26 protein-coding genes are annotated in these 23,562 nt (G+C 69.5%); 8 read left to right on the top strand and 18 right to left on the bottom strand.

Going from position 1 to position 23,562, the window contains the following annotated elements:
• Positions 1-2: 2 nt before the first annotated feature.
• The 4 genes from DC434_RS11860 to DC434_RS11845 all read right to left on the bottom strand — a co-directional run bounded on the left by DC434_RS11860 (position 3) and on the right by DC434_RS11845 (position 3,896).
• Positions 3-839, bottom strand: a complete 837-nt coding sequence (locus tag DC434_RS11860; RefSeq protein ID WP_116635517.1) for an SDR family oxidoreductase — start codon at positions 837-839, stop codon at positions 3-5.
• A gap of 47 nt (positions 840-886) precedes the next feature.
• Positions 887-1,693 (bottom strand): ATP-binding cassette domain-containing protein, encoded by an 807-nt coding sequence (locus DC434_RS11855; protein WP_116635516.1) that lies wholly within the window; start codon positions 1,691-1,693, stop codon positions 887-889.
• Between the two features lie 2 nt (positions 1,694-1,695).
• Positions 1,696-2,769, bottom strand: coding sequence for an ABC transporter permease (locus tag DC434_RS11850; protein ID WP_116635515.1), 1,074 nt, complete (start codon positions 2,767-2,769; stop codon positions 1,696-1,698).
• A 92-nt stretch (positions 2,770-2,861) separates the two neighbouring features.
• Positions 2,862-3,896, bottom strand: a complete 1,035-nt coding sequence (locus DC434_RS11845) for a substrate-binding domain-containing protein (protein WP_116635514.1) — start codon at positions 3,894-3,896, stop codon at positions 2,862-2,864.
• 97 nt (positions 3,897-3,993) lie between these two features.
• On the opposite strand from DC434_RS11845, the gene DC434_RS11840 reads away from it, so the two are divergent.
• Positions 3,994-4,167 (top strand): substrate-binding domain-containing protein, encoded by a 174-nt coding sequence (locus tag DC434_RS11840; RefSeq protein ID WP_207769962.1) that lies wholly within the window; start codon positions 3,994-3,996, stop codon positions 4,165-4,167.
• Between the two features lie 10 nt (positions 4,168-4,177).
• On the opposite strand, the gene DC434_RS20130 is transcribed toward DC434_RS11840, so the two are convergent.
• From DC434_RS20130 to DC434_RS11810, 7 genes are read right to left on the bottom strand one after another with little or no spacing between them, the layout of a single operon-like run.
• Positions 4,178-4,318 carry a hypothetical protein gene (locus DC434_RS20130; RefSeq protein ID WP_165808059.1) on the bottom strand — a complete coding sequence of 47 codons (141 nt, stop codon included), beginning with the start codon at positions 4,316-4,318 and terminating at the stop codon, positions 4,178-4,180.
• Positions 4,319-4,371: 53 nt separating this feature from the next.
• Complete coding sequence (locus DC434_RS11835; RefSeq protein WP_116635512.1) at positions 4,372-4,740, bottom strand: hypothetical protein; 369 nt, start codon at positions 4,738-4,740, stop codon at positions 4,372-4,374.
• Positions 4,741-4,790: 50 nt separating this feature from the next.
• Positions 4,791-5,600: a DUF1206 domain-containing protein gene (locus DC434_RS11830; RefSeq protein ID WP_116635511.1), complete on the bottom strand. Its 810-nt coding sequence runs from the start codon at positions 5,598-5,600 to the stop codon at positions 4,791-4,793.
• Complete coding sequence (locus tag DC434_RS11825) at positions 5,587-6,279, bottom strand: phosphatase PAP2 family protein (protein ID WP_116635510.1); 693 nt, start codon at positions 6,277-6,279, stop codon at positions 5,587-5,589. The genes DC434_RS11830 and DC434_RS11825 overlap by 14 nt, the downstream gene beginning before the upstream one ends.
• A 9-nt stretch (positions 6,280-6,288) precedes the next feature.
• Positions 6,289-6,753: a hypothetical protein gene (locus tag DC434_RS11820; RefSeq protein ID WP_116635509.1), complete on the bottom strand. Its 465-nt coding sequence runs from the start codon at positions 6,751-6,753 to the stop codon at positions 6,289-6,291.
• Positions 6,750-7,883: a serine/threonine-protein kinase gene (locus DC434_RS11815; protein WP_116635508.1), complete on the bottom strand. Its 1,134-nt coding sequence runs from the start codon at positions 7,881-7,883 to the stop codon at positions 6,750-6,752. The genes DC434_RS11820 and DC434_RS11815 overlap by 4 nt, the downstream gene beginning before the upstream one ends.
• 3 nt (positions 7,884-7,886) lie before the next feature.
• Positions 7,887-8,147: a DUF6458 family protein gene (locus DC434_RS11810; protein ID WP_116635507.1), complete on the bottom strand. Its 261-nt coding sequence runs from the start codon at positions 8,145-8,147 to the stop codon at positions 7,887-7,889.
• 115 nt (positions 8,148-8,262) lie between these two features.
• Here DC434_RS11810 and DC434_RS11805 point away from each other — a divergent pair, with 115 nt between their 5' ends.
• Positions 8,263-8,925, top strand: a complete 663-nt coding sequence (locus DC434_RS11805; protein WP_243408909.1) for a helix-turn-helix domain-containing protein — start codon at positions 8,263-8,265, stop codon at positions 8,923-8,925.
• A 29-nt stretch (positions 8,926-8,954) separates the two neighbouring features.
• Here DC434_RS11805 and DC434_RS11800 read toward each other — a convergent pair whose 3' ends face one another.
• Both DC434_RS11800 and DC434_RS11795 read right to left on the bottom strand, forming a co-directional pair.
• Positions 8,955-9,764: a M55 family metallopeptidase gene (locus DC434_RS11800; protein ID WP_116635505.1), complete on the bottom strand. Its 810-nt coding sequence runs from the start codon at positions 9,762-9,764 to the stop codon at positions 8,955-8,957.
• 141 nt (positions 9,765-9,905) lie between these two features.
• Positions 9,906-10,709, bottom strand: a complete 804-nt coding sequence (locus DC434_RS11795) for a MerR family transcriptional regulator (RefSeq protein WP_116635504.1) — start codon at positions 10,707-10,709, stop codon at positions 9,906-9,908.
• A gap of 90 nt (positions 10,710-10,799) precedes the next feature.
• On the opposite strand from DC434_RS11795, the gene DC434_RS11790 reads away from it, so the two are divergent.
• Positions 10,800-11,630: a zinc-ribbon domain-containing protein gene (locus DC434_RS11790; protein WP_116635929.1), complete on the top strand. Its 831-nt coding sequence runs from the start codon at positions 10,800-10,802 to the stop codon at positions 11,628-11,630.
• Positions 11,631-11,677: 47 nt separating this feature from the next.
• On the top strand, positions 11,678-13,078 hold the full coding sequence (locus tag DC434_RS11785) for a threonine/serine exporter family protein (RefSeq protein ID WP_116635503.1): 1,401 nt from the start codon (positions 11,678-11,680) through the stop codon (positions 13,076-13,078).
• Between the two features lie 22 nt (positions 13,079-13,100).
• On the opposite strand, the gene DC434_RS11780 is transcribed toward DC434_RS11785, so the two are convergent.
• Positions 13,101-13,736: a DUF1684 domain-containing protein gene (locus tag DC434_RS11780; RefSeq protein ID WP_116635502.1), complete on the bottom strand. Its 636-nt coding sequence runs from the start codon at positions 13,734-13,736 to the stop codon at positions 13,101-13,103.
• 50 nt (positions 13,737-13,786) lie between these two features.
• Between DC434_RS11780 and DC434_RS11775 the strand changes: the two genes are divergently transcribed.
• Complete coding sequence (locus DC434_RS11775; RefSeq protein WP_116635501.1) at positions 13,787-14,179, top strand: ester cyclase; 393 nt, start codon at positions 13,787-13,789, stop codon at positions 14,177-14,179.
• A 16-nt stretch (positions 14,180-14,195) separates the two neighbouring features.
• On the opposite strand, the gene DC434_RS11770 is transcribed toward DC434_RS11775, so the two are convergent.
• The 3 genes from DC434_RS11770 to DC434_RS11760 all read right to left on the bottom strand — a co-directional run bounded on the left by DC434_RS11770 (position 14,196) and on the right by DC434_RS11760 (position 17,030).
• Positions 14,196-14,732, bottom strand: a complete 537-nt coding sequence (locus tag DC434_RS11770; protein ID WP_116635500.1) for a MarR family transcriptional regulator — start codon at positions 14,730-14,732, stop codon at positions 14,196-14,198.
• A gap of 113 nt (positions 14,733-14,845) precedes the next feature.
• Positions 14,846-15,310: a MarR family transcriptional regulator gene (locus DC434_RS11765; RefSeq protein ID WP_116635499.1), complete on the bottom strand. Its 465-nt coding sequence runs from the start codon at positions 15,308-15,310 to the stop codon at positions 14,846-14,848.
• 1 nt (position 15,311) lies between these two features.
• A complete protein-coding gene (locus DC434_RS11760; protein WP_207769961.1) occupies positions 15,312-17,030 on the bottom strand; it encodes a DHA2 family efflux MFS transporter permease subunit in 1,719 nt (572 codons plus the stop codon).
• Positions 17,031-17,187: 157 nt separating this feature from the next.
• Between DC434_RS11760 and dinB the strand changes: the two genes are divergently transcribed.
• On the top strand, positions 17,188-18,393 hold the full coding sequence (gene dinB / locus DC434_RS11755) for a DNA polymerase IV (protein WP_116635928.1): 1,206 nt from the start codon (positions 17,188-17,190) through the stop codon (positions 18,391-18,393).
• Between the two features lie 46 nt (positions 18,394-18,439).
• A complete protein-coding gene (locus DC434_RS11750) occupies positions 18,440-19,000 on the top strand; it encodes a hypothetical protein (protein ID WP_116635497.1) in 561 nt (186 codons plus the stop codon).
• 35 nt (positions 19,001-19,035) lie between these two features.
• Here the strand turns inward: DC434_RS11750 and DC434_RS11745 are convergent, their stop codons facing one another.
• Positions 19,036-20,442, bottom strand: coding sequence for an NAD(P)/FAD-dependent oxidoreductase (locus DC434_RS11745; RefSeq protein WP_116635496.1), 1,407 nt, complete (start codon positions 20,440-20,442; stop codon positions 19,036-19,038).
• Between the two features lie 143 nt (positions 20,443-20,585).
• Between DC434_RS11745 and DC434_RS11740 the strand changes: the two genes are divergently transcribed.
• The gene (locus DC434_RS11740; protein WP_116635495.1) at positions 20,586-23,534 is read left to right on the top strand and encodes a glycosyl hydrolase; all 2,949 of its coding nucleotides are present in this window, start codon (positions 20,586-20,588) and stop codon (positions 23,532-23,534) included.
• Positions 23,535-23,562 lie beyond the last annotated feature (28 nt).

Genomic DNA, 23,562 nt, shown 5'->3' with positions numbered 1-23,562 from the left:
GCCTAGACCTCCATGCCGTACCGCAGCACCTTGTGCGTCGGGTACAGCGAGAAGGTGGGGATGGTCACGTCCGGCGTGCGCGTCCCGATGTAGAGCGCGGCCTCCGCGACGTTCCCGACATCGATGCAGCTGGCCGAGAGGCCCTCCTCGATCTCCTTCTCGTCGAGCCACCCGTCGGTGTAGGCGGGCAGGTCGCCGTCGTACAGGCCCTTGTCGATGATCTCGGTCATCGGCGTGCGCACGTGCGAGGGGTTCAGGACCGTGACGCCGATGTTCTTGTGCATGCCCTCGATCAGGATGTTCTTCGAGAATCCGAGCATGCCGTGCTTCGAGGCGCGGTACGGGCTGTGCCCCGGCCCCGAGGCGACCTTGGTCGAGGAGGAGCCCATGTTGATGATGCGCCCGCCCGTCTCCTGGCCCTCCATGACGAGGAAGGCCTCGCGGCAGCAGAGGAAGACACCGGTGAGGTTCGGCCCGATCGTCTTGTTCCACTCCTCCAGGGTCACCTGGGTGACGGGCGGTGCGAGGGAGTCCCGGCCGGCGCTGTTGATCACGAGGTCGATGCGACCCCAGCGGGCCACGGTCGCGGCGAAGAACGCGCGCACCTCGTCCTCCTCCACGACGTTCCCGACGAGGGAGAGCACCTCGCCGCCGCGTTCCGCGATGTCGGCGGCGACCTCTTCGAGGCGGGCCGCGTCGATGTCGATCAGGGCGACGCGACATCCGTTGGCGGCGTAGATGCGGGCGACCGCTTCGCCGATCCCGGAGGCGGCGCCGGTGATGAGCGCCACCTTGCCGTCGAGGGCTGTGCCGGGCACGGGGAGGTAGTTGGGCACCATGCGGGTGCTCCTTTCTTGAGGATTGTCTGCGGGGTCCTGCTGCGGGCTCATGAGGCGAGCCCGAGCTGCTCGGGGGTCTTCGCGCCGACCATCAGCGCCACGGCATCCGCCATGTCGATCTGCGACGTCTCGACGAGCGCGATGCGCTTTCCGAGACGCTGGATGTGGATGCGGTCGGCGACCTCGAAGATCTGCGGCATGTTGTGGCTGATCAGGATGACCGGGATGCCGCGGGCGTTGATGTCCTTGATGAGCTTGACGACGCGCCCCGACTCCTTGACGCCGAGGGCGGCGGTCGGCTCGTCGAGGATGACGACCTTCGAGCCGAAGGCCGCGGCACGCGCCACGGCGACGCCCTGACGCTGACCGCCGGAGAGGGTCTCGACCGACTGGCCGATGTTCTGGAGCGTCTGCAGCCCGAGCTGCGACATCACCTCGAGCGACTCCGCCCGCATCCGCTTCTTGTCGAGCATGCGGAACACGGAGCCGGCGATGCCGGGGCGGCGCAGCTCCCGGCCGAGGAAGATGTTGCTGGCGATGTCGAGCGCCGGCGAGACGGCGAGGCTCTGGAAGACGGTCTCGATGCCGAGCCGGCGAGCGTCGACCGGCGTCCTCAGCGTCGTGGGCTCCCCGCTCACCAGCAGCTCGCCCTCGTCGGGCTGCACGGCGCCCGACAGGCATTGGATCAGTGAGGACTTGCCGGCGCCGTTGTCGCCGATCACGGCGAGCACCTCCCCCTGACGGATCTCGAAGTCCGTCTGGTCGAGGGCGACGACGCGTCCGTAGCGCTTCACGATGCCGCGCGCTTCGAGCACCAGGTCGGTGGAGCGCGGGGTCTGGGTTCCGGTGGTCATGGTCAACGTCCGATCTTGCGGAGGCGCTGGTCGACGGCGACCGCGCCGATGATGAGGAGGCCGATGGTGAACTCCTGCCAGAGGCTGTCGAATCCTGCGAGGGACAGTCCGCTGGAGAAGACGCCGACGATAAGGGATCCGAGCAGCGTGCCCATGATCCGTCCGCGCCCGCCGAAGAGGCTCGTGCCGCCGATGACCACCGCGGTGATCGACGCGAGGTTGTAGGCGGCGCCCGCGGTGGGCGAGATCGAGCCGATGCGCCCGATGAGCAGCCAGGCGGTGACGCCGATGATGAGACCGGCCACCACGTACACCGACATGAGCACGCGGTTGACGCGGATGCCGCTGAGGCGCGCGGCCTCGAGGTTGTCGCCCACGGCGTAGATGTGCGTGCCCCAGGCGGTGTTGCGCAGGATGTAGGCGAACAGGATGAACATGAGGATCGTGAGCACCTGGCCGAAGGTGAACGTCGTGCCGAACACGCGGAAGCCCGTTCCGAGCCAGTTGAACAGCGGGGGCACGTCGGCGTACGGCACGCTCTCCCCGTCGGAGATGAAGATGTTCAGCGCGTAGAAGATGCTCAGGGTGCCGAGGGTCGCGATGAACGGCGGGATGTTGAGCTTCGTCACGATGAAGCCGTTGATCGCCCCGCAGGCGATGCCGACGACGATGCCGAGCACGAGCGAGATCTCGACAGGGAGTCCGACCGAGACGGCGAAACGACCCATGGCGACCTGCGACAGCAGCATGACCGCCGCGACGGAGAGGTCGATCCCTGCGGTGAGGATGATGAGGGTCTGCGCGATGCCGAGCATCGCGATCACCTGCACCTGCTGCAGGATCAGGGAGAAGTTCTGGAGCGTGCCGAAGTTCGGCGACACGATCGAGAAGACGATCAGCGCGATGATGAGCACCGCGACGGGACCGATCAGCGGGCGCGACAGCATCCGTCGTTCGATCCACTGGAGAGGGCTGAGACGGGCTCCCTGGTCGATCTCGACCAGTCCCATCGAGAATCCGGCGGTGACGGTGCTCGGTCGCTCGTCATCCGGGAGATCGGTGGCGCTTCGGTTCATGATGGGCTTTCCTACGTCGTTGTATGGAGGAGGAGGGTGAGGGCCGGTCGGCAAGAGCCGACCCTCACCCGGTAGGGAGGCAGCGGGGCGACTCAGCCCCAGCACTGCTCCAGTCCGAACGTCGTGTCCTCGGATTCGACGCCGTCCTGCGGCTGGTCGGTCACGAGCGTGACTCCGGTGTTGGTGAAGTCGAGGCCGTCGCTGTTCTTCGGCTTGGTGCCGTCGGCCAGGTAGTCCTCGACGGCCTGCAGGGCCTGCTTCGCCATCTCGAGCGGGAACTGCATCGAGGTCGCGGCGATGATGCCCTTCTGCACGTTGGTCACGCCGGGGCATCCGCCGTCGACCGAGACGATCGTGATCTGGTCCTCGAGCCCCGCGGCGACGACGGCCTGATAGGCGCCTGCGGCCGTGGGCTCGTTGATCGTGTAGACGAGGTTGATGGTCGGATCCTTCTGCAGGAGCTTCTCCATGCCGGTGCGCCCGCCCGCTTCGTTGGCATCCGTCACCTCGTGGCCGACCAGCTGCGGGTCGGTCTCGTCCCACATCTTCGACGGATCGCCGAGCTCGATGCCGAACCCCTCGAGGAAGCCCTGGTTGCGGGCGACGTCGACGGGGATCTGGTCGGTGCTGAGGTCGAGCGTGGCGACCCGGGGCTCGGTGTCGCCGAGCGCGGCCTTCGCCCATTCGCCGACGAGCACGCCCGCGAGGTAGTTGTCGGTCGCGAAGGTGCCGTCGATGCCGGAGTCCGCACCGAGCGGCGAGTCCATCGCGAACACGACGACGCCCGCCTCCTGCGCCTTCTTGACGGCGGGGATGATCCCGTCGCCGGCGGGTGTGACGAGGATCGCCTTGGCGCCCTGCGCCGTGAAGTTCTCGATGGCCTTGATCTGCGAGTCGACGTCGCTCTGCCCATCGCCGCTGGCGACCTGCAGATTGAGTCCGAGGGCTTCCGCCTCGTCCTTGGCCCCTTCCGTCATCTTGACGTAGAAGGGGTTGTCCTGCGTCTTGATGACGAGCCCCACGAGGGGTTCGTCGGATCCTGCGGAGGCGGCGCAGCCGCTGAGGCCGACGAGCGCCATCGCTCCGGCCGCTGCCGCAGCGACGATGCTGCGAGTTCGTGCGTGCATGATTTCCTCTCGACACGAAAAGTGAGAAATGATTACCGACGTGGCGACTCTACCGGAAATTTCTGTTTTGTCGAGAGGTGCGCGGAAATTGCTTTTGATGGGCCGGGAAAAGCCGCGGGCCGACGGACTCGGCCTCACGACGGTGCGTCAGCCGTTCGAGGAGTCGGGCCGCGTCGCGCTCGACCTGCTGCTCGGCATCGCGGCGGGCAACGCCGGCCCCGTGCGCCGGGTCGACCTCACGCCCTCGCTGGTCGTGCGGGCGAGCACGTGAGAGCCCGCGGTCACACCGGTTCGGTGGCGCGGACCAGACCGCAATCGACGCACGACCACACGACGAGGAACCGCTCGTCGTCGAGGATCTCGAACGTCAGGGCGTCGCCGCAGGTAGGACAGACCCGAGGATCCACGGCACGCGCGCTCATGCATCCAGCCTATGACGGGCCCCGAGCACCGGGGCGGTGAGCAGGACCCGGCCTCAGCCGCAGAAGGCCGAGGCCGATTCCTTGAGCTGCTCGATCGCCTCGATGGTCTCGGGCGCCTGCAGGTCGGTGACCTCGCCGAGCTGCTGGGCACCGGAGCGGATGAGATCGCCCAGCTGTCCGTCGACGTCGTCGGCGAGTCCGTCGAGCGTCGCGACGAGTTCGTCGCGCGCCGCATCGAGCTGCTCCTCCGTGGCACCGCCCTGGTCGATGACCGACTGGTACTGGCCGTAGGCGTCGTCGATGGTCGCGCAGGTCTCCTCGACAGGGGCGCCGACGACGTCTCCGGCGAACTGGGTCACCTGCGAGCATCCCGCGAGAAGACCGGCGACGAGCAGAAGGGGAAGGACGACGAGACGGCGCATGCCCCGAGGGTAGCCGGGGCACCTGCGGACGCACTGAGTGGCGCCCTGCGTCACATCCTCGCGTACCGCGCCCGGGCGAAGCAGAACAGGCCGTAGAGGATGAGTCCGGCGCCGACGGTCCAGAGGATGACGACGCCGAAGGGAAGCCCTGCCAGCGCGTGGAGCGCGGCATCCAGTCCCCCGGCTGTCTCCGGATCGTGGGTGAGCGCGGCGACCACGAACAGGATGCCGGCCACTCCGACGGCGATGCCCTTCGCGATGTAGCCGACGATGCCGAAGGCGGTGATTCCCTTTCGTGCCGGTCCCGCAGGCAGATCGAGGTGCTTCGTGAAGGCGCGGGTGATGCCGCGCACGACGAACGCCGCACCGACGGCGACGACGATCAGCCCGACCAGCACGAGCAGCACGACGCCCGCCGGTGCCGCCAGCAGACGGGCGCTGAGCGACTGCGAGGAGTCGGACGACTGCGACCGGCCGCCCAACGCGTACACGAGCGCCGTCCCGGCGATCGCGACGTACGCGGCGGCGGTGCCGAGGAACTTGACCCGATGGCCCCACTTCTTCTTGGCGTCGGGATCGCGTTCGAGGACGGCCTCGGCGATCTGCCAGATCGCCAGCGCCACGAGTCCCAGCGCGATGACCCACAGCAGGACCATGCCTGCCGGGGCCTGCTGGATCTGCTGCATCGCCCCGCCCTGGTCCGCTTCGCCGCCGCCGCCGGTCGCGATCGAGATCGCGATGCCGCCGATCAGGAGATGGAGGATGCCGAGGACCACGTAGCCGACGCGGGCGAGGGTGCGGAAGACGGTGGAGTCCTGTGCGGCCCGAGCCGCTGAGGCGGCGGAATCAGTGGAGTTCATGGGGTCGAGGTCCTTCGATCGGTGGTGCGATGGAGCTCTCGGTACGACGCAGGGCACAGCGGTCCCGTACCGCTTCGGCGGCGATCCAGACGAGCGAGGCCACGGCGACGCCCTCGAGCATGCCCGCGACGACGTCGCTGAGCCAATGGGCGTTGAGGTAGGTGCGACTCCACATCATCGTGAGCACCCACCCGGCGCCGAGCAGCCAGACGTACCAGCGTCGGAGCGCGAGGGCGAGGATCACGACCACGGTCGTCGCGACCGCCGTGTGGCCGGACGGGAACGACGTGGCCATGCGCTCCGCGAGGGAGTCGGCGGGCCGGGTGCGTCCGATGACGGCGGCCATCGTCGCGCCCACGGCGACGACCACGATCATCGCGGTCGCCAGGGTCGCGGCATCCGCTCTTCTCCGACGCCACACGAACAGCGCGATCAGGAGGGCTCCGACGACGATCATGCCGACCGTGCCGCCGACGATGGCCGGCACCCACGCGATGATCACGCCCACGTCGCTCCGCGACGCGGTCATCAGATCGTGCCAGCGGATGTCGACATCCAGGGGTTCGTGGCCGCCCGCCGCAACGAAGACGCGGAGCACGACGAAGGCGACGGTGGCCGAGACGCCCACGATGAGCGCGACGGCGCGATCTCTCGGCCGGGAGACGCGGTCAGGGTTCACGCGGCATCCTCAGTCATCGTCGTCCTTGCCGTTGTTCCCGTTGCCGTTGTCGTCGTTCTTCTTGCCGTTGTCGCTCTTGTTCTCGCTGTTGCCCTTGTCACCCTTGTCGGTGTCGGTGGTGTCGTCGGTGCCGGTGTCGTCGGTGGTGGTCTCCTCGGGTGAGGGCGTGACAGCGACATCGGCTTCGAGGTCCGATCGGACCACGGCGATGGACTGCTGGATGATCGCCGCTCGCTCGGCGCTGATGTCCCCGTCCGCGCGGGCCTGCGTCGTCTCCGTCTCGAGGGCATCGAGGTCGAGCAGAGCCGTCGGGATGTCGTCGGCCTCGGCGCTCTCGGCGATCGCCAGCACGCGGGACTGCCACTCCGCACTCGTCTGCGTGTCGAGCCCCGACGCCGTGGCCGAGCAGCCGGCGACCGCGAGGGCCGCGGCGATGACGGCGGCCGCGCAGCCGAGGCGAAGACGGCGGTTCACGGCGACACCGCGTCCATCAGCTGCTGCAGGTGTGCAGCGAGCGGCTCCTCGAGCGCGGGAAGCTCGGGCGGAGGGCCGGGCTGATCGCCTGCACCCCCGAGCGAGATCCCCGTGATCACCCCGGCGACGACGACCGCGGCCAGTGCCGCGCCGGCCAGCCATCGGCGTCGTCGTCGCGGCGCCCCGTCGGCGGTGTCCGGCGGAAGCGCCGCTGTCTCCATCGTCAGCACAGCCGTGCGGGTCGTCCCGGAATCGGGCGGGAGCGCCACGGTGGCCGACGAGGCGACGGTGACTCCGCCGCCCGCACGCAGGTTCCGCGCCGCGGCGACGACCTCCCGAGCGGTGGGTCGATCGGCAGGATCCCGTGCAGTCATGGCCGCGAGCAGGGCACCCCACTCGTGGCCGACCTCGGACGGGATGACCGGATCCTGCGAGAGGCGTGCGAGCACGGCCTCTCGCAGGTCGTTCTGGGCGAACGCCCGTCGTCCGGTGTGCGCTTCGAGCAGCACGAGGCCGAGGGAGTAGACGTCCGTCGAGGCCCGCGGATCCGCCCCGGTGACCTGCTCCGGGCTCAGGTACGCGGCCGACCCGATGACCGTTCCGGGCGTCGTCAGCCGCGTGGCATCGACTAGATAGGCGATCCCGAAATCGGCGAGCTTGGCGGAGAACTCCTCCCCCGAGACCCCGGGCGAACGCAGCAGCACGTTCGCGGGCTTGACGTCTCGATGCACGATGCCCGCCCGGTGCACGGCGTCGAGCGCGTCGGCGAGATCCTCGGCGAGCCGCGACACCGCGGGCTCCGGCAGAGGTCCCCGGCGGAGCCGCTCGTCGAGCGTGGGGCCCTCGACGTACTCCATCACCAGATATCGCGGGTCCTCCGTGCCCAGATGGGCGTCGTAGAGGGTCACGAGGGACGGGTGGTTGAGTGCGGCCAGCAGCTGCGACTCGGAGGCTGTCCTCGCGATCTCCGTGGTTCCCTCACGGAACACCTTCACGGCGACGTCGCGGCGCAGCATGGTGTCGTGGCCGCGATAGACCACCCCCATCCCGCCCTCACCCAGTCGTGTCGAGAGCTCGTACCGATCACCGAGGAGACGGCCGGTCAGGTCACCGGAGCGAGGCGACGCCACGACTCAGACGACGGGGTCGGTGTCGCGGCGGCTCCGCCGGGTCACCTGCTCGCCGCTGACGGGGTCGACCGAGGTGCGTGCGACGGTCTCGGTGCGACGGCTCCGCATGGTCAGGACGAGGCTGATGAGGAACACCACGACGCCTGCACCCATGAGGATGTAGCCGATCAGGTCGAGGTCGACGAATCCGCCGGTGTCGATGTTGACCGCGAACGCGAGGATGATGCCGATGACGAAGAGCGCGATACCGCTTCCGATTCCCATGATTGCCATGCCTCTCTGCGACCGCACGTGCGATGCGCAGTACGAGAATAGGGTCAATGACCGTTGAGTCAACCCTCATGGACACAGCCTCGCGACCGTGGTATGGATGAAGGCGATGACCGATCTCGAACGCCGCGCCGGCATCTTCGCCGCACTCGCGGATCAGACGCGCCTGCGCATGGTCGATCTCCTCACTCTCGGCGACCTGTCGTCGTCGGAGATCGGCGCGCAGCTCGGGCTCCGATCCAATCTCGTCGCCCACCACCTCGGCGTTCTCGAATCGGCCCAGATCATCGCGCGGGCGCGCTCGGAGTTCGATCAGCGGCGCAGCTACATCGGCCTGCGGCCCGAGGTCTTCGACACGCTCGCTCCGCCCAGCGTGCCGCCCCCGGACCGCGTCGTGTTCGTCTGCACGGCCAACTCCGCGCGATCGCAGCTCGCGGAAGTCGTCTGGCAGGACATGAGCGCCATCCCGGTCGCTTCCGCGGGCACCCGGCCGGCGGATGCGGTGAACCCGGGCGCCGTCGCCTCGGCCGAGAGGCATGGCCTGGCGATCGACCAGCGACGCCCGCCCCGCCACATCGACGATGTCCGCACCCCGGGCGACCTGGTCATCACCGTCTGCGACGACGCGCACGAGCGGCTCCTGACCCGCGACGACCTGCACTGGTCGATCCGCGACCCTGCTCGGATCGGAACGGCCGCCGCGTTCGACGCCGCGCTCGAGACCCTGCACCGACGGATCCGCGGGTTCGTCGCCCGCCTCGCCCCCGCCTGACGGCCGGGCGCGGCCCGCACCGCGGATCGTCAGTCCGCGGTCTCCCAGAGCAGCGCGCAGACGTCGAGCAGCTGCTGCGGGGACTCCGCGTCGAACGAGAGCTGCAGACGATCGATCTGCCGCATCCCCGGGATCAGCGCCCCGATCTCGGCGTGCAACGGGGTCTTCAGGTCGACGGTGAGCACGAGCCGGTCGGGCACCGCAGGCACCGGCATCCGCCCGGCGTTCTCGACCGCGGCGCGGGCCTCGGCGCGGATCGCCTCCCGTGCGCGGAGCGGATGCACCGAGTGCGCGGAGAACTGCCCGACCGCCTGCTTCACCTGGGCCGTGCGGATCCACGGGTACGCGGTGCGCGTGAGCCCGCAGATCTGGTCGTCGCCGGTGACCAGCCCCACCGGCACCCCGAGAGCCGCCGCCTGGAGCACGCCGAGATCGGTCTCCGACGCCGTCTCCCCGTTCACGCGGAATCGGGTGAACGCGAGAGACGACAGCGTGTGCGAGAACACGCCGGGGGCGCCGGCCGGAGCGTGGAATCCGACGAAGAGCGCGACATCGTGCTCGCGGGTCAGCCCCTGGATCATGCACTGCGCCTTGGGTCGTCCGTTGACGAGATCGGCACGTTCGTCCAGCTGCTCCGGGAGCAGATTGTCCATCGTCCCGTGGGCGTCGTTCACCACGACCGACGTCGCGCCGGCGTCGAACGCGCCCGCGATGGCCGCATTGGCCTCCTCGGTCATGAGGCGCTGCGACGCGGCGTAGTTGTGACCGCCGCGATAGGCCTGATCCGGGGTGGAGACCCCGGCGACGCCCTCCATGTCGACAGAGACGAAGACTCTCATTCCGCATCCTCTCGCGCAGCCCGCATGGGATCACTCTGATCGTCTGCGATCGGAGCCGCATCGGTGCTTCGAACAGGAACGACCGCGCATGATCGTCCGATTCGACGATCGCGCGCGGCCATGCGCCGGGCCGGCCGGCGCCTACCCGCGGCGGACGGGCTGCTGCAGCTCGGTCACCCAGTCGGACTGGTCGTCCGAGACCGCGCGCACGTACAGCTCGCGGCACGGGCCGTCGTGCACCAGGCCGCGCGCGAAGACCTCGGCGTGGATCGCCTGCCAGCTCTCGGCGATGCGCTCCATCGCACCGAGATGGATGCCGCACACGGCGGTCTCCACCGCGGGGAGCTCGATGATGTCGAAGCCGTCGCGAGCGGGTCCGCTGTACGCGTAGCCGACGATGATCTCCAGTCCGTCGTCGATCGTCTCGTACTGCGCGATCGGCGTCGTGAGCGCGCCGCTCTCGTCCCCGATGATCTCGGCGATGGCGTCGAAGGCCGGTCCCACGACGCCTGCGACTTCGGGCTGATCCGCGACGACCGTGCGGCTCGCCGCGAGGCGGACGGCCGGGAGGGGCTTCTCGATGATCTCGATCTGGGACATGTGGTTCTCTCTTTCGATGAGGTGGAGCCGCCGCTCCACGTCGACGAGTCTTCCCGCGGCCACCCGATGCTCTTCCTCGACCTCCGCGCGGCGGATCCGCAGCAGCGCCGCGATGCGATCCGCATCGACCCCCTGATCGAGGATCGACGCGATGTCATCGAGCCCGAAGCCGAGCTGACGCAGGGCGACGATCCGGTGCAGGCGCTCCAGTTGCGAGGGATCGTACGAGCGGTAGCCGCTGAACTCGTCCACGTGGGCGGGCTCGAGCAGGCCGGAGGAGTCCCAATGCCGCAGCATCCGATGGGTCACCTGGCCGATCTGCGCGAAGGCTCCGATGGACAACATGTCTCTGTTCTCCCGTCTGCCACAGTGTCAGGGTCAAGTATCCCCGCGAACCGGATCTCGATGTCGGTCGGCACGGCTATCGTCGCCCTCGTGCCGGAGCCAGTGCAGCAGTGGTGGGCGAGGAGGCAGTTCTCGCGCGGCGCCGCCGTGCCCTATGAGGTGGGCGCCTTCCGCAGCGGGTGGGCGGCGTACCCGGAGCTGATCCGGCAGTACCACCCGGAGCTCAACCACGGCGTCGCCCTCTCGCAGGTGCCGCTCGCGGCCGACGTGCTGCTCTGCTGGGAGTGCGCGGTCGGCCATCGCTTCGCCGCGACCCCGACCGAGCAGCGCGAGCGGCCGGGGCGGGTCCGCCGACGCTCGGCGTGGTGCCCGGAGTGCTCGGCCCTCGCCCGACCGCAGCCCGTCGTGCTGGGCGAGGCCCGCGCGATCCCCGCACGACCTCGGATGCCGGCTCCGGCCGTGTGCACGAAGACCCCGGATCTGCCGAAGGGGACGGCCTTCCTCAGCGCGTGCGCACCGAAGCCGGCGTCGGCCGCCGAGGAGAAGCTGCGCGCGGCGCTCACCTCGCGTCTGGTGTTCACCGGCGAGGTCAACGCGATCAAGGTGGCGCGCCCGTTCTTCCGTCACACCGAGGTGTGGCCCGACATCCTGCTTCCCGAGCTGCGCATCGCCGTCGAGTACGACACGGTCGGCCGGCACGGCCTCGAGCATGTCGGCAGACGCGAGGAGACCGACCGCCGGAAGGATCGCGCGGTGCGGAGCGCCGGATGGGAGGTCGTGCGCGTGCGCACCGGGAAGCTCGAGCCGCTCGGTCCGCACGACCTGCAGCTGGCGTCGGTCGGGACTCGCGGCGTCGCGCTCCTGATCGACAGGCTGCGCGAGATCCGCGGGGCGCTGATGGTCGACGCGTACCTGAGGTAGGGCGCGGCGCCGCCTGTGCCAGCGACCCGACGCCGGAGAATGGAGGCATGTCCCCGAAGTCCCCTCGGCGTCTGCTCGCCGCCGCGCGCAGACTCGTGCACACCGACCCCGCGAGCGTCGCGGCCACCGAGGTCATGCCGGTGATCGACGAGCGCACGGTGCCGAAGGTCCTCGACCTCTCGACCCGCATCGGCGAGTCCATGTTCGCGATCGGAGCCTCCGCGCACGAGGTCACGCTCGCCATCATGCGCGTCTGCGACGCCTACGGGCTTCGCGGGGTGCAGGTCGACGTCACATACAACTCCATCACGGTCTCGTTCCACCTCAGCGGCGAGGTCTGGCCCGAGACCCTCGTGCGCGTGGTGCGCGTCGCAGCACCCGATCACGCGAAGCTCCAGCGGGTGCAGGCGCTGGTCTCCGACATCCGGGGCGGGCTCGATCTGGAGTCGGCCCGCACCGCGTTCCGCGCGATCCGTCGGATGCCGTTCCGCTACCAGCAGCCGATCGTCGTGGTCGCCCGCGCCATGCTCGCGGTCGGCGTCAGCATCCTCCTCGGCGCGTCGCCGATCATCGTCGGCCTCACGTTCCTCGCGGCTCTGGCCGCGGCGATCACCCAGGCCGGGCTCTCCCGGCTGCAGGTGCCGCTGTTCTTCAACCAGATCGCCGGGGGCTTCGTCACGACGGTGGTGGCCGTGGCCGTGTCGGCGCTGGGCGCCGCGGGCATCGAGCCGTTCGTCGGCATCCGCCCGTCGATCATCGTGGCGTCCGGCATCGTGCTCATGCTCGCCGGCCTCACCGTGGTCGGTGCGGCGCAGGATGCCATCGACGGCTTCGCCCTCACGGCCGGCGGACGCATCCTCGACCTCACGATGCAGACGCTCGGTGTCGTGATCGGCATCCTGGTGGGTCTCGAGCTCGGCAGCGTGCTGGGGTTCACGATGGACCTTCCCGACGACCCTGCTCCCTTCGGACCGCTTCTCGGCGTGTTCGCCGGGGCGATCATCATCGCGGTCGCGGTGGCGGTGTTCAACGGCGCCGGCATCCGGATCATCCTCGTGAGCGCCCTCCTCAGCGCCATCACGATCGCGGGCTACACGCTCGCGTCGGCGGTGCAGCTTCATCCCGCCGCGGCGAGCGCCCTCGGCGCCCTGCTCGCGAGCTTCGTCGGGGTGATGATCGCGCACAACCTGCACGTGCCATCGGTGGCGGTGACGACCGCCGCGATCGTGCCGCTCGTCCCGGGTGTGGCGGTGTTCCAGGGGCTGCTCGAGATGGTCCACACCGGCGGTTCGGCATCGGATGTCGTCGTGGCCGGAAGCTCGCTGATCTACGCCGCCGTGATCGGGGTCGGGCTCGCGTCGGGCGCCTCGTTGGGGCTCTACCTGGGCACTCCGGTGCGGGCGACGCTCGGGAGCGTGAGCAGGGCGCGAGCCCGCACGCGCCGCTGACGGATGCCGCGTCCCTCGAGCGTCAGCTCGCCGCGCCGGCGTACATCTCGCCGACCGGGACCGCGACGGAGAGCACGTTGCCCGGCTGGGCGAGCGGGCAGGCCCACGCGGGGTCGTAGGCGCACGACGGGTTGTACGCGAAGTTGAAGTCCAGCACGATCGTGCCGCGCGCCGCATCCGAGCCGAGGTCGGCGCCCTTGATCGTGTCGATCAGGTAGCGCCCGCCGCCGTATGTGCCGTCGGGACGACCGGCGAGGGCGTCGCGCACGGGGATGAAGAGTCCCCCGCCGTACGAGGTCAGACGCCAGATGTCGAGCGTCCCGGTGTCGGGGATCTCGACCATGCCGATCCGCTCGAACGGCACGACGCCGTCGGTACCGGTCGCGAACTCGAAGCCGCCGGGCTCGGCGGGGAGGATGGGCAGCTCGAAGCGCCACTGCGGGTCGTAGGAGGCGATCGGCAGCCCGTCGAACAGCAGCCGATCCTCCGACAGCAGCGGCGTCGCCGGGTGGTGGAGCAGCAGCTCGTCGCGCTCGATCCGCCAGAGCTCGTGCGCATCCTCGGGGGACTCGGCATCGCGGACGGCGGCGTACAGGGCGAAGACCCGGCGTCGCCAGTCGACGACCTCGGCGGCGGTGCGGGCGTTCTCGAGCGTCATGAGGTTCAGGCTATGCCCTCGACTGAACGGGCACCCGGAATAATGGACGAGTGGAGCCGTGGGAGTCGAGAGAGTGGTTCGCCGAATACCTGGACGTCTGCAACGCCCACGATCTGGATGCCCTCCGCGAGTTCGTCGATCCGCAGGTGCGACGTGCGCACCTGCCCGGCGGGGCGGACGCGTGGATCGACGACATGGCCGACCTGTTCCATGCGTTCCCGGACTGGCGCTGGCGGCGCATCCAGCTCGTCATCGAGGATGATCGCATCGCCGCCCATCTGCGCGGCAGCGGCACGCACTCCGGGGTCTTCCAGGGCCTGTCAGCGACCCGTCGTCACGTGAACGTCGCCGAGTTCGGCATCTACCGCATCGCGGGCGGGCGCATCGTGGAGCACGCGGACTCGGAACCGCACCTGCGGATACGGGCGCAGCTCGAAGCCTGAGCGTCGACGCTCGGGATCAGTCGCCGAACGCGGCGAGCAGTTCGGTGAAGTGGTCGAGGTCCTCGGCCGACCAGCGGCGCAGCCGCTCCCCCAGCCGCTCCTCGTACCGCGAGCGGGCCAGCGCCACGCGCTCCTGGGCGAGGTCGGTCGCGACGAGCACGCGCGCCCGGCGGTCATCCGGGTCGCGGACGCTCTCCACGAGCCCCAGCTCCTCGAGCTGACGCACCTGTCGGCTCACGGCCGACTTGTCGGTCTGCAGGCGCTCGATGATGGCGCCGGCCGATGTGGCCTTGCCCGTCGCGATCGACGTCAGCACCTGGTAGCCGAGCGGCTGCAGATCAGGATGCACGGTCGTCGCGGCTTCACGCCAGCTCACGCGGATGCGGGCGAAGAGCCGCCCGAGCTCGTGCTCCACGCGCGAGATGGCCTGATCGAGCTCGGCGCTTCCGACCTCGCTGCTTCCCGCTCCTTCGGGAGCGGCGGCGGCGGGCGCGGCGTCCGGCGCGGCGGCGGATGCACCGGTTCCGGCGTGTTCGTCGGGCGAGGCGCTCATGACCGCCAGCTTACGGCGCGGCCCCGCCTCGCGAGATCAGGCGAACTCGCAGGATCAGGCGAGTTCGCCCCGTTTCGAACTGATCTCACGTGATCGCCTGATCCTGCGTGGCGTCAGATCTCGGCGAGCAGCCGGAAAACCTTGGATGCCGCGTCGACCTCGTCCTGCGTCAGCTCCGCCACGACCGTGCGCAGGCGTGTGGCATGGTCACGGCGCAGCTCGGCGAGAGCGGCGCGGGCCGACGGCGTCGCCGTCAGGACCCGCAGCCGCCCATCACGCTCGTCGGGGCGGGACTCGATCAGACCGAGATCCTCCAGCATCCGCACCTGACGGCTGATCACCGACTTGTCCATCTCGAAGCGCTCGGCGAGCTCGTGCGCGTTCGCCGTCTCGGCCCGCTCGATGAACGTCAGCAGCTTGTAGCCGCCGACCTGCAGCTCCGGGTCGATGCGCGCTGCGGATTCCTTCCAGAGCGTCCGGGTCCTCGCGAAGATGAGGCTCAGATGCGTCTGGAGGTCTCCGAGCGCGCTGTCCACGTCGCGAGACGCCGTCGCTTCCGACGTGACCGAGGTGACCACGTCAGCGCCTCTGCTCCCGATCCTCGCGCTCGAGCACGGTCACCGGCGCAGTGCTCGTCGACGTGGGCTCGGCGCTCGCGATCCGGATGGTTCCGGTCGAGAGCGATGCGCCGACCTCGGCCTCGGCGACCTCGATGACCGATTCCTCGGCCTGGTCGCGAAGCTGCTCGGCGGCGTTCTTCGTCGAGAGCGGCTTGTTCCTGATGAACGCGATCGCGATGACGGCGATCACGGCGAGCGGGATCGCGATGATGAACGCATCGGCGATGCCGTGACCGTAGGCGCCTTCGACGATCGCGCGGATCGTATCAGGGAGCTGGCCGACCTTCGGGACGTCGCCCGACGCGAGGTGCTCCAGCGCGCTGACCTCGTCGGGCGTCGTCGGCACGAAGCCGTCAAGGCCGTCGGTGATGTAGCTGGCGACGCTGGTCGACAGGAGCGAGCCCATCACGGTCACACCGATGGTCCCGGCGATCGTGCGGAAGAAGTTGACGTTCGACGAGGCCGCACCCAGCTGCTGCGGGGCGGTGTCGTTCTGCACGATCAGGGTGAGGTTCTGCATGACCATGCCGAGACCGGCGCCGAGGACGAACATGTAGACGGCCACGAGCGGGAACGGGGTGTCGTAGCGCAGGGTCGCCATGAGGCTCACGCCGACCGTGGTCAGGACTGAGCCGGTCAGCATCCAGCCCTTCCACTTGCCGAAGCGGCTCACGAGCTGGCCGATGACGATCGACGCACCCATCTGGCCGATGATCATCGGGATGGTCATGAGACCGGACTCGGTGGGCGTGGCGCCGCGGGCGAGCTGGAAGTACTGCGCGAGGAACACGGACGTCGCGAACATCGAGACGCCGATGGCGATCGACGCGATGACCGAGAGCGTGAAGGTGCGGTTGCGGAACAGCGACATCGGCACGATCGGCTCCTTGACGAAGAACTCGACCGTGATGAAGGCGGCGATCGCGACACCGGCGGTCACGGCGAGCATGATGCTCGTCGAGGAGTCCCAGTCGAACTGGCTGCCGCCCATCGAGACCCAGATGAGGAGCGTCGAGACGCCGACCGCGAGAAGCACGATGCCGAAGTAGTCGATCGACACCTTGGTGTCGCGCTGGGGCTTCGGCAGATGCAACGTGAACTGCAGCAGCACGAGCGCCAGGATCGCGAACGGCACACCGACGAAGAAGTTGGAGCGCCAGCCCCAGACGTCCGTGAGGAGTCCGCCGAGCAGCGGGCCGCCGATGGTGCCGAGTGCCATGATGCCGCCGACGACGCCCATGTACTTGCCGCGTTCGCGCGGGGAGATGATCAGCGCGACGGCGATCATGACCAGCGACATGAGACCGCCGACGCCGATGCCCTGCACGACGCGGACGGCGATGAGCATGTTCGTGTCAGTGGAGAATCCGGCGATCACGGTGCCCACGGTGAAGAGGATCAGGGAGATCTGGACGAGGATCTTGCGGTCGACCAGATCGGCGAGCTTGCCCCAGATGGGCGTGGAGACGGCGGTCGCCAGCAGGCTCGCGGTGATGACCCAGGTGTACTGGGACTGGGTGCCGCCGAGGTCGGCGATGATCACCGGCATCGAGGTCGACACCACGGTGCCCGAGAGCACGGCGACGAACATGCCGACGACGAGGCCGGATATCGCGGTGAAGACCTCGCGCGGTGAGCGCACGGCCTCGGCTGCGGAGGAAGGTGAGGCGTTTGTCACGGGGTGAATGCTCCTGAATTGAAAGTTGACAAGGGTCAACTATACGCCTCTTAGTTGCGAAAGTGCAACTATCGACCTGGGGCAACGATCGACCGGATGCCGAGAGGCGCCGATGTCCCCGGTGCGTGCGACGATCTCCCCGTCGACAGGAGACGGGATGCGGGACGAAGCCACCGTGCTGCACGCCGATCTCGACGCCTTCTTCGCGTCGGTCGAGCAGCGAGACGCACCGGCCCTGCGCGGGAGGCCGGTGATCGTCGGGGGCGGCGTGGTCCTGGCGGCGAGCTATGAGGCGAAGGCCCGCGGCGTGCGCACCGCGATGGGCGGACGGCAGGCGCTGCGGCTCTGCCCGGATGCCGTCGTCGTCCCGCCGCGTATGGACGCCTACTCCACGGCGAGCAAGGACGTGTTCGCGATCTTCCGCGACACGACCCCGCTCGTCGAGGGCCTCTCGATCGACGAGGCGTTCCTCGAGGTCGGCGGGCTCCGGCGCATCGCGGGCACACCCGAGCAGATCGCCGAGCAGCTCAGGGAGCGCGTGCGCGCCGAGGTCGGCCTGGCCATCTCGGTCGGCGTCGCGAGGACCAAGTTCCTGGCCAAGGTCGCGAGCGCGGTCAGCAAACCCGACGGACTCCTCGTGGTCGAGCCCGACCGCGAGGAGGAGTTCCTGCTCCCCCTGCCGGTCGAGCGGCTCTGGGGAGTCGGCGCCGTGACCGCCGAGAAGCTGCACCGACTCGGCATCCGCACGGTCGGGCAGCTCGCCGAGCTCGAGGCGTCCGCGGCCGAGAGACTCCTCGGCAAGGCGACCGGCGCCCATGTGCATGCGCTGGCCCGGCTGCGAGACCCCCGCCCGGTCGACGCGACGCGGCGCCGCGGCTCCATCGGCTCGCAGCGCGCCCTGGGCACCCGCCCGCGATCGGCCGAGGAGCTCGATCTCATCCTCACCCAGATCATCGATCGGCTCGGCCGCCGCCTGCGCGACGGCGACCGTGTCTGCCGCACCGTGGTGCTGCGTCTGCGCTTCGGCGACTTCGCGAAGGCGACCCGATCGCGCTCACTCGGTGCGCCGACCGATCGCACGAACCGATTGCTCACCGTGGCACGGATGCTCCTCGCTGCGGCGCAGTCCGAGATCGCGGAGCGCGGCATCACCCTCATCGGCGTCTCGCTGTCGCAGCTCGACCGTGCCGACCGGGTGCAGCCGGAGCTACCGCTCGATGAACTCGGATTCAGCGACGGCGAGCGCCTCGACACGGTGCTCGACGCGGTGCGCGACCGCTACGGTGCGACCTCGGTCGCCCGCGCCGCGCAGCTCGGTCGCGATCCGGGCTGGTCCGCGCCGCTGCTGCCGGAGCACGAGTGACCCTAGAATATCGCTCGACTTACGATCTCCGAGTAGCCTCTCGGCCATGACCGATGACCGCACCACCATCTCTCGCGCCCCGATCTCGCGACGCACCGTCGTGACGAGTGCGGCCTGGTCGATCCCCCTGATCGCCGTCGCCGCCGCCGCTCCCCTCGCCGCCGCGTCCGTCGGCGGCGCCGACCTCGCCTCCACGCTCGGCACGCCGGTGGACACCGTGTTCGACACCGGGTTCGGCCCGATCTTGACGTTCTCGATGCCGACGCAGCTGACCATCGCCAACAACGGGACGATCGATTCCGTCGCCGGTGCCACCGCCACTCTCACTTACGACGGGTGGCTCTGGGCGCTCACCCCGAGCGGCACCGGTGTCACCGCGTCCGGGACGGCCGGCAGCCTCGTCCTCACGCTTCCGGCGATCACGGCAGGAGCCTCGCTGACGATCGATCTCGGCGTCGCACTACAACCGGATGCTGCCTTCGAGACGTCTGAGTGGGTTCCCATCTACAATCGCGACGACGACGCGACCGTGACGGTGACGATCGCGGGCGACGACATCACCGGAAACAACGGCGAGTTCCTCGTCATCCCCGTCGTGACGAACTGACCCCCGCCCCCGACGCGATGCCGCTCTGCGGAACGCTACTCGCGAGGGGATCCCGGCTCCGCGAGCACAGCCCGGGCGGCCAATCCGATGATCGCGCTGTAGGTCGGATAGGCGAACCGCACACCCGCGAGCGTCGACACATCCACCCCGGCAGCCATCGCCGTCGTGACCGACTGGATGACCTCGATCGCGTTCTCCCCCACCGCATGGGCCCCGAGGATGAGCTGGCGGCGTCGATCGGCGATGAGCTTCAGGAAGCCGATCTCCCGGTCGTCGATCACCGCGCGCTCGAGGCTCGCATACGGCACCGAGACGACGACGCAGTCGGTGTCTCGCTCGCGCGCCTGATCCTCGGTGAGCCCCACTCCCGCGTAGTCGGGATCGGTGAACCCGCCGGCCGGGAGCAGATGGTGGGGGGTGCGACGGTTGGCACCCAGCACGGCGTTCTCCGCCGCAGCCTCGCCCTCGAACTGCGCGGCCTGCACCAGCATGTCCCGCCCGTTCGCGTCGCCGACCGCGAAGATGTGCGGCACGACGGTGCGGAAGTACCGGTCCGCGGGGATCGCGGAGCGCGCGATCTCGATCCCCGCGTTCTCCAGGCCGAGATCCTCGACGTCGGCCGGCCAGCCCGTCGCCATGATGACCGCGTCGAAGATCGACGAGCGCTCCTCGCCCGCCTCGCCCCACACGAGCCGGATCGCGTCGTCGTCCGCGCGCTCGAGACGGGTGACGGTCTCGATCCCGGTGCGCACATCGATGCCCTGTTCGGAGAACGCCGCCTCGACGGTCGCGGCGATCGCGGCATCCGACGCCATCAGCACCCGCGGTGCGACGTCGAGGAGCGTGACCTCGGAGCCGAAGGACGAGAAGACGGTGACGAGCTGCGCGCCCGTGTTCCCCGCCCCGATCACCGCGACCCGGCGGGGCAGGGCCGGGAGCGACAGCACGTCTTCGGGGACCGTGGCGAGCTCGGCCCCGGGGACCGGCAGCCGCTTCGAGTGACCGCCGACGCAGATGAGGATCGAATCAGCCGTGAGACGTCGGCCGCTGTCGAGCACGAGCGTGTGGTCGTCGGCGAAGCGCGCTCGCCCCTCGTGGATCAGGTCGACGCCGGCCGCCGCGAAGCGCGCCGCCTCCCGCTTGATCGATCGCACCCGGTCGACACGTTCGTGCACGCGCGCGACCGTGGTGGCCCAGTCGATCTCCGGGGCACCGACGCGCACCCCGTAGTCGTCCGCGTGACGGGACTCGCGGAGAAGCCGCGCGGTCTTTGCCAGCACACGGGTCGGCACACACCCGGTGTTGACGCAGGTGCCGCCGGTGCGTCCGGCCTCCAGCACGACGACTCCCGCCCTCAGCTCGGATGCCCGCAGCGCCGCGGCCGTGCCGGCCGGCCCCGCTCCGATCACGGCGACGTCGTAATGATCCTTGAACTCAGACATGCGCTGAGAGTATCGCGAGACGGAACCCCCTCTCGCGACAGGAGCCGGTGACACCATATAGTGTCGCCAGTTAACTAAATCGAGTAGGGTGTCCTTCATCGAGCCGGGGCCCGTCCCCCGCCGTTCCGTTCGAAGGAGAACCCATGACATCGCTCGACGACCACCGTGACGCGCTCGCGCATCCCCCGATCGAGTACCGTCCGGAGCTGCGCTGGTGGTTGGCCGAAGGCCTGCACACCGACGCCACGCTGCGCGACGAGATCGACACCGCGCACCGTCTCGGCTTCGGCGGGATGGAGTTCCTCGCCATGGACGAGGGCGACATCGACCACGCCCGTTACGGCTGGGGCTCGGAGGAATGGGTGCACGACTCCGCCATCGTGGTGGCCGAGACGACCGCACGGAACATGTCGGTGAGCTTCACCTCCGGCACGAACTGGTCGAACGCGAACCTGCCCACCATCGATCCCGATCACCCCGCAGCCGCCAAGGAGCTCGACGTCGAGGTCGAGGAGGTCGGCCCCGGCGCCCGCCGCCAGGGCGCACTCCCCCGCGTCGACCTGAACGCGGAGCGCCGCGGGTCGAACCTCCCCGGGCACCGCGTGGCGCCGCGCGAGCAGCACCTGGTCGCGGTCGTCGCCGCACCCGCGCTCACCGACGACGGCGCCGCGATCGACGCCGGCGCGATCGTCGATCTCACCGCGCAGGTCGAGGGCGAGACGCTCGACTGGACCGCTCCGGACACCCGCGACTGGCGCCTCTTCGTGTTCTGGTCGCACGGCACCGGGCAGACCGCGTCGCCCTCGGCATCCGTCAACTACACCGTGAACTACCTCGACCGCGCCGGCGTCGACGCGGTCATCGACTACTGGCGCGATGTCGTGCTCACCGACGAGCTGAAGGCCGACATCGCGAAGAACCCGCGCGCGCAGATGTACATGGACTCCCTCGAGCTCACCCTCTGGGGAGCGGGCGGCATGTTCTGGGGAGACACGGTCGCCGAGGAGTTCCGCACGCGCCGCGGCTACGACATCGCGCCCTGGCTGCCGTTCCTGGTCCGGCAGACGGGGATGTTCGTCGCGACCACGGTCTACACGTATGAGCCCGACGAGGCGCACCGTGTCGACGTCGAGAAGGTGCGCTTCGACTACGTGCGCACGCTGACCGACCTGTACATCGACAACATGCTGCGCCCTTTCGCGGACTTCCTGCACGAGAACGGACTGCTGCTGCGCGCCGAGATCAGCTACGGGCTGCCGTTCGAGCTCACGCGACCCGGCGTCGCGGTGGACGGCATCGAGACCGAGTCGCTCGAGTTCGCCTCGCAGATCGACGCATATCGGATGCTGGCCGGCCCCGCACACCTGTTCGGCAAGCAGTACTCGTCCGAGACCGGCGCCACCACCCGCAACCACATGCTCGACCACCGGTTCTACGATCAGATCATCAACACGCAGCTCGCCGCGGGTATCACCAAGACCGTGCTGCACGGATGGGCGAGTCGCGCGGGCGGCGAGCACGTCACGGAGTGGCCGGGCCACGAGGGCATGTGGCCGCTGTTCTCGGAGCGCTTCGACACGCGTCAGCCCGGCAGCGAGTTCTACCCCCAGTGGAACGAGGCGATCGGGCGCTTCCAGTACCTGCTGCGGCAGGGCCGGCCGCGCATCGACGTCGGCATCCTCCGCACCGACCACTTCATCGACAATCTGCTCGGCATCGCGGCCGTCGATGCCGACGGCAACCGTGTCGTCGACGAGGATGCCTACGGCCGACTCTGGATGCGCAACCGCGAGAACCAGTGGTGGCAGGACCTCGGGATGCAGGATGCCGGATGGACCTACGAGTTCTTCGACGGCTCGCTGCTCGCGCATCCGGAGGTCCGCTTCGACGGCGAGGTCGTGCAGCCCGAGGGCCCGGGGTACCAGGCGCTCATCATCTACCAGGAGGCGCTCGACCCCGATGTCGCCCGGCTCCTTCTGGAGTGGGCCCGGAACGGACTGAAGCTGCTCATCGTGAACGGCACGCGCGAGGTGAAGGTGCAGATGGAGCGCACCTTCACCGTCACCGAGCGCGCGGCCGTGCGCACACCCGGTCTCGACGGCCGCGATGCCGAGCTGGCCGCCACCCTCGCCGAGCTGCGCGCGCTGCCGAACGTCGCAGAGGTCTCGGAGGCCTCGGGCACCATCGGGGCACTGCGAGAGCTGGGCGTCATCGGTCGTGCCGAGTTCGCCGAGGACGATCCGAACATCCTCACCTACCTCCGCGAGGACGGCGATCTGCTGCACCTGTACGTCTACCACTTCCTCTACGAGACCGGCACGACGACCGAGGTCGAACTCCGGGTACCCGGAGAGGGAGTCGTGCACCGGATCGACGCCTGGTCGGGCGACATCCATCCGCACTCCGGCGTCGCGCACGTCGACGGCCGCACGCGGATCTCGCTCTCCCTCGCCCCCGGCGAGACGGCCCTGTTCACGATCGACCGATCCGCCCCCGCATCCGGGAGCGCTCCGGTCGAGGCCACCGAGGTGGCCGAGCTCGCGAACTGGTCCATCGTGGTGGAGAGCTGGGATGCCGGCGAGAACGAGCTCATCGTGGAGGACCGCGGACTCGGCTACGAGACGCGGGAGGTGCTTCCGCACACAGCCGTGACGCGCCTGCCGGTCCCCGGATCCGCCCTGCAACCCTGGACCCGGCTGGAGGGCGTCGGCGCCGCGGTCTCGGGGATCGCGACCTACACGACGACGGTGCGGGTGGAGGAAGTGGATGCCGCGAGCCGGCGGTACCTGCTCGATCTGGGCTCGACGAACGGCGGACTCGGCTCCGTCGTCGTCGGCGGCGGGGTCGCGCGCGGCTTCGACACCTCCCGTCCCGTCGTCGACATCACCGGTGACCTCGTCGTCGGTGAGAACACGGTCGTGGTGCGCGTGTCCAGCTCGTTGAACAACCGCCTCGTCGCCCGCGGGTACTACGACCAGCTCGCGGACATCGCCCTGCGCGCACTCGGCCTGGAGGGGTACCAGACCACGCGCGTGCGCGAGCACGGCCTGGTCGGGCCGGTCCGCCTGGTGTCGCTTCCTCGCCAGGTGTGACCTGGGATGATGAAGACCGAGGAGGTTC

Origin of the sequence: Microbacterium sp. TPD7012 (genome assembly GCF_003075395.1) — a bacterium.
In the GTDB taxonomy this organism is placed as follows: domain Bacteria; phylum Actinomycetota; class Actinomycetes; order Actinomycetales; family Microbacteriaceae; genus Microbacterium.
The sequence above is the reverse complement of the archived record's forward strand: the minus strand, read 5'-3'. Positions and strand labels throughout refer to the sequence as shown.

Coding starts and splice junctions, on each gene's coding strand:
- DC434_RS11860 (WP_116635517.1), bottom strand. CDS start 839: ATGGTGCCCAACTACCTCCCCGTGCCCGGCACAGCCCTCGACGGCAAG.
- DC434_RS11855 (WP_116635516.1), bottom strand. CDS start 1,693: ATGACCACCGGAACCCAGACCCCGCGCTCCACCGACCTGGTGCTCGAA.
- DC434_RS11850 (WP_116635515.1), bottom strand. CDS start 2,769: ATGAACCGAAGCGCCACCGATCTCCCGGATGACGAGCGACCGAGCACC.
- DC434_RS11845 (WP_116635514.1), bottom strand. CDS start 3,896: ATGCACGCACGAACTCGCAGCATCGTCGCTGCGGCAGCGGCCGGAGCG.
- DC434_RS11840 (WP_207769962.1), top strand. CDS start 3,994: ATGGGCCGGGAAAAGCCGCGGGCCGACGGACTCGGCCTCACGACGGTG.
- DC434_RS20130 (WP_165808059.1), bottom strand. CDS start 4,318: ATGAGCGCGCGTGCCGTGGATCCTCGGGTCTGTCCTACCTGCGGCGAC.
- DC434_RS11835 (WP_116635512.1), bottom strand. CDS start 4,740: ATGCGCCGTCTCGTCGTCCTTCCCCTTCTGCTCGTCGCCGGTCTTCTC.
- DC434_RS11830 (WP_116635511.1), bottom strand. CDS start 5,600: ATGAACTCCACTGATTCCGCCGCCTCAGCGGCTCGGGCCGCACAGGAC.
- DC434_RS11810 (WP_116635507.1), bottom strand. CDS start 8,147: ATGGGAATCGGAAGCGGTATCGCGCTCTTCGTCATCGGCATCATCCTC.
- DC434_RS11805 (WP_243408909.1), top strand. CDS start 8,263: ATGACCGATCTCGAACGCCGCGCCGGCATCTTCGCCGCACTCGCGGAT.
- DC434_RS11800 (WP_116635505.1), bottom strand. CDS start 9,764: ATGAGAGTCTTCGTCTCTGTCGACATGGAGGGCGTCGCCGGGGTCTCC.
- DC434_RS11795 (WP_116635504.1), bottom strand. CDS start 10,709: ATGTTGTCCATCGGAGCCTTCGCGCAGATCGGCCAGGTGACCCATCGG.
- DC434_RS11785 (WP_116635503.1), top strand. CDS start 11,678: ATGTCCCCGAAGTCCCCTCGGCGTCTGCTCGCCGCCGCGCGCAGACTC.
- DC434_RS11780 (WP_116635502.1), bottom strand. CDS start 13,736: ATGACGCTCGAGAACGCCCGCACCGCCGCCGAGGTCGTCGACTGGCGA.
- DC434_RS11770 (WP_116635500.1), bottom strand. CDS start 14,732: ATGAGCGCCTCGCCCGACGAACACGCCGGAACCGGTGCATCCGCCGCC.
- dinB (WP_116635928.1), top strand. CDS start 17,188: ATGCGGGACGAAGCCACCGTGCTGCACGCCGATCTCGACGCCTTCTTC.
- DC434_RS11750 (WP_116635497.1), top strand. CDS start 18,440: ATGACCGATGACCGCACCACCATCTCTCGCGCCCCGATCTCGCGACGC.
- DC434_RS11745 (WP_116635496.1), bottom strand. CDS start 20,442: ATGTCTGAGTTCAAGGATCATTACGACGTCGCCGTGATCGGAGCGGGG.
- DC434_RS11740 (WP_116635495.1), top strand. CDS start 20,586: ATGACATCGCTCGACGACCACCGTGACGCGCTCGCGCATCCCCCGATC.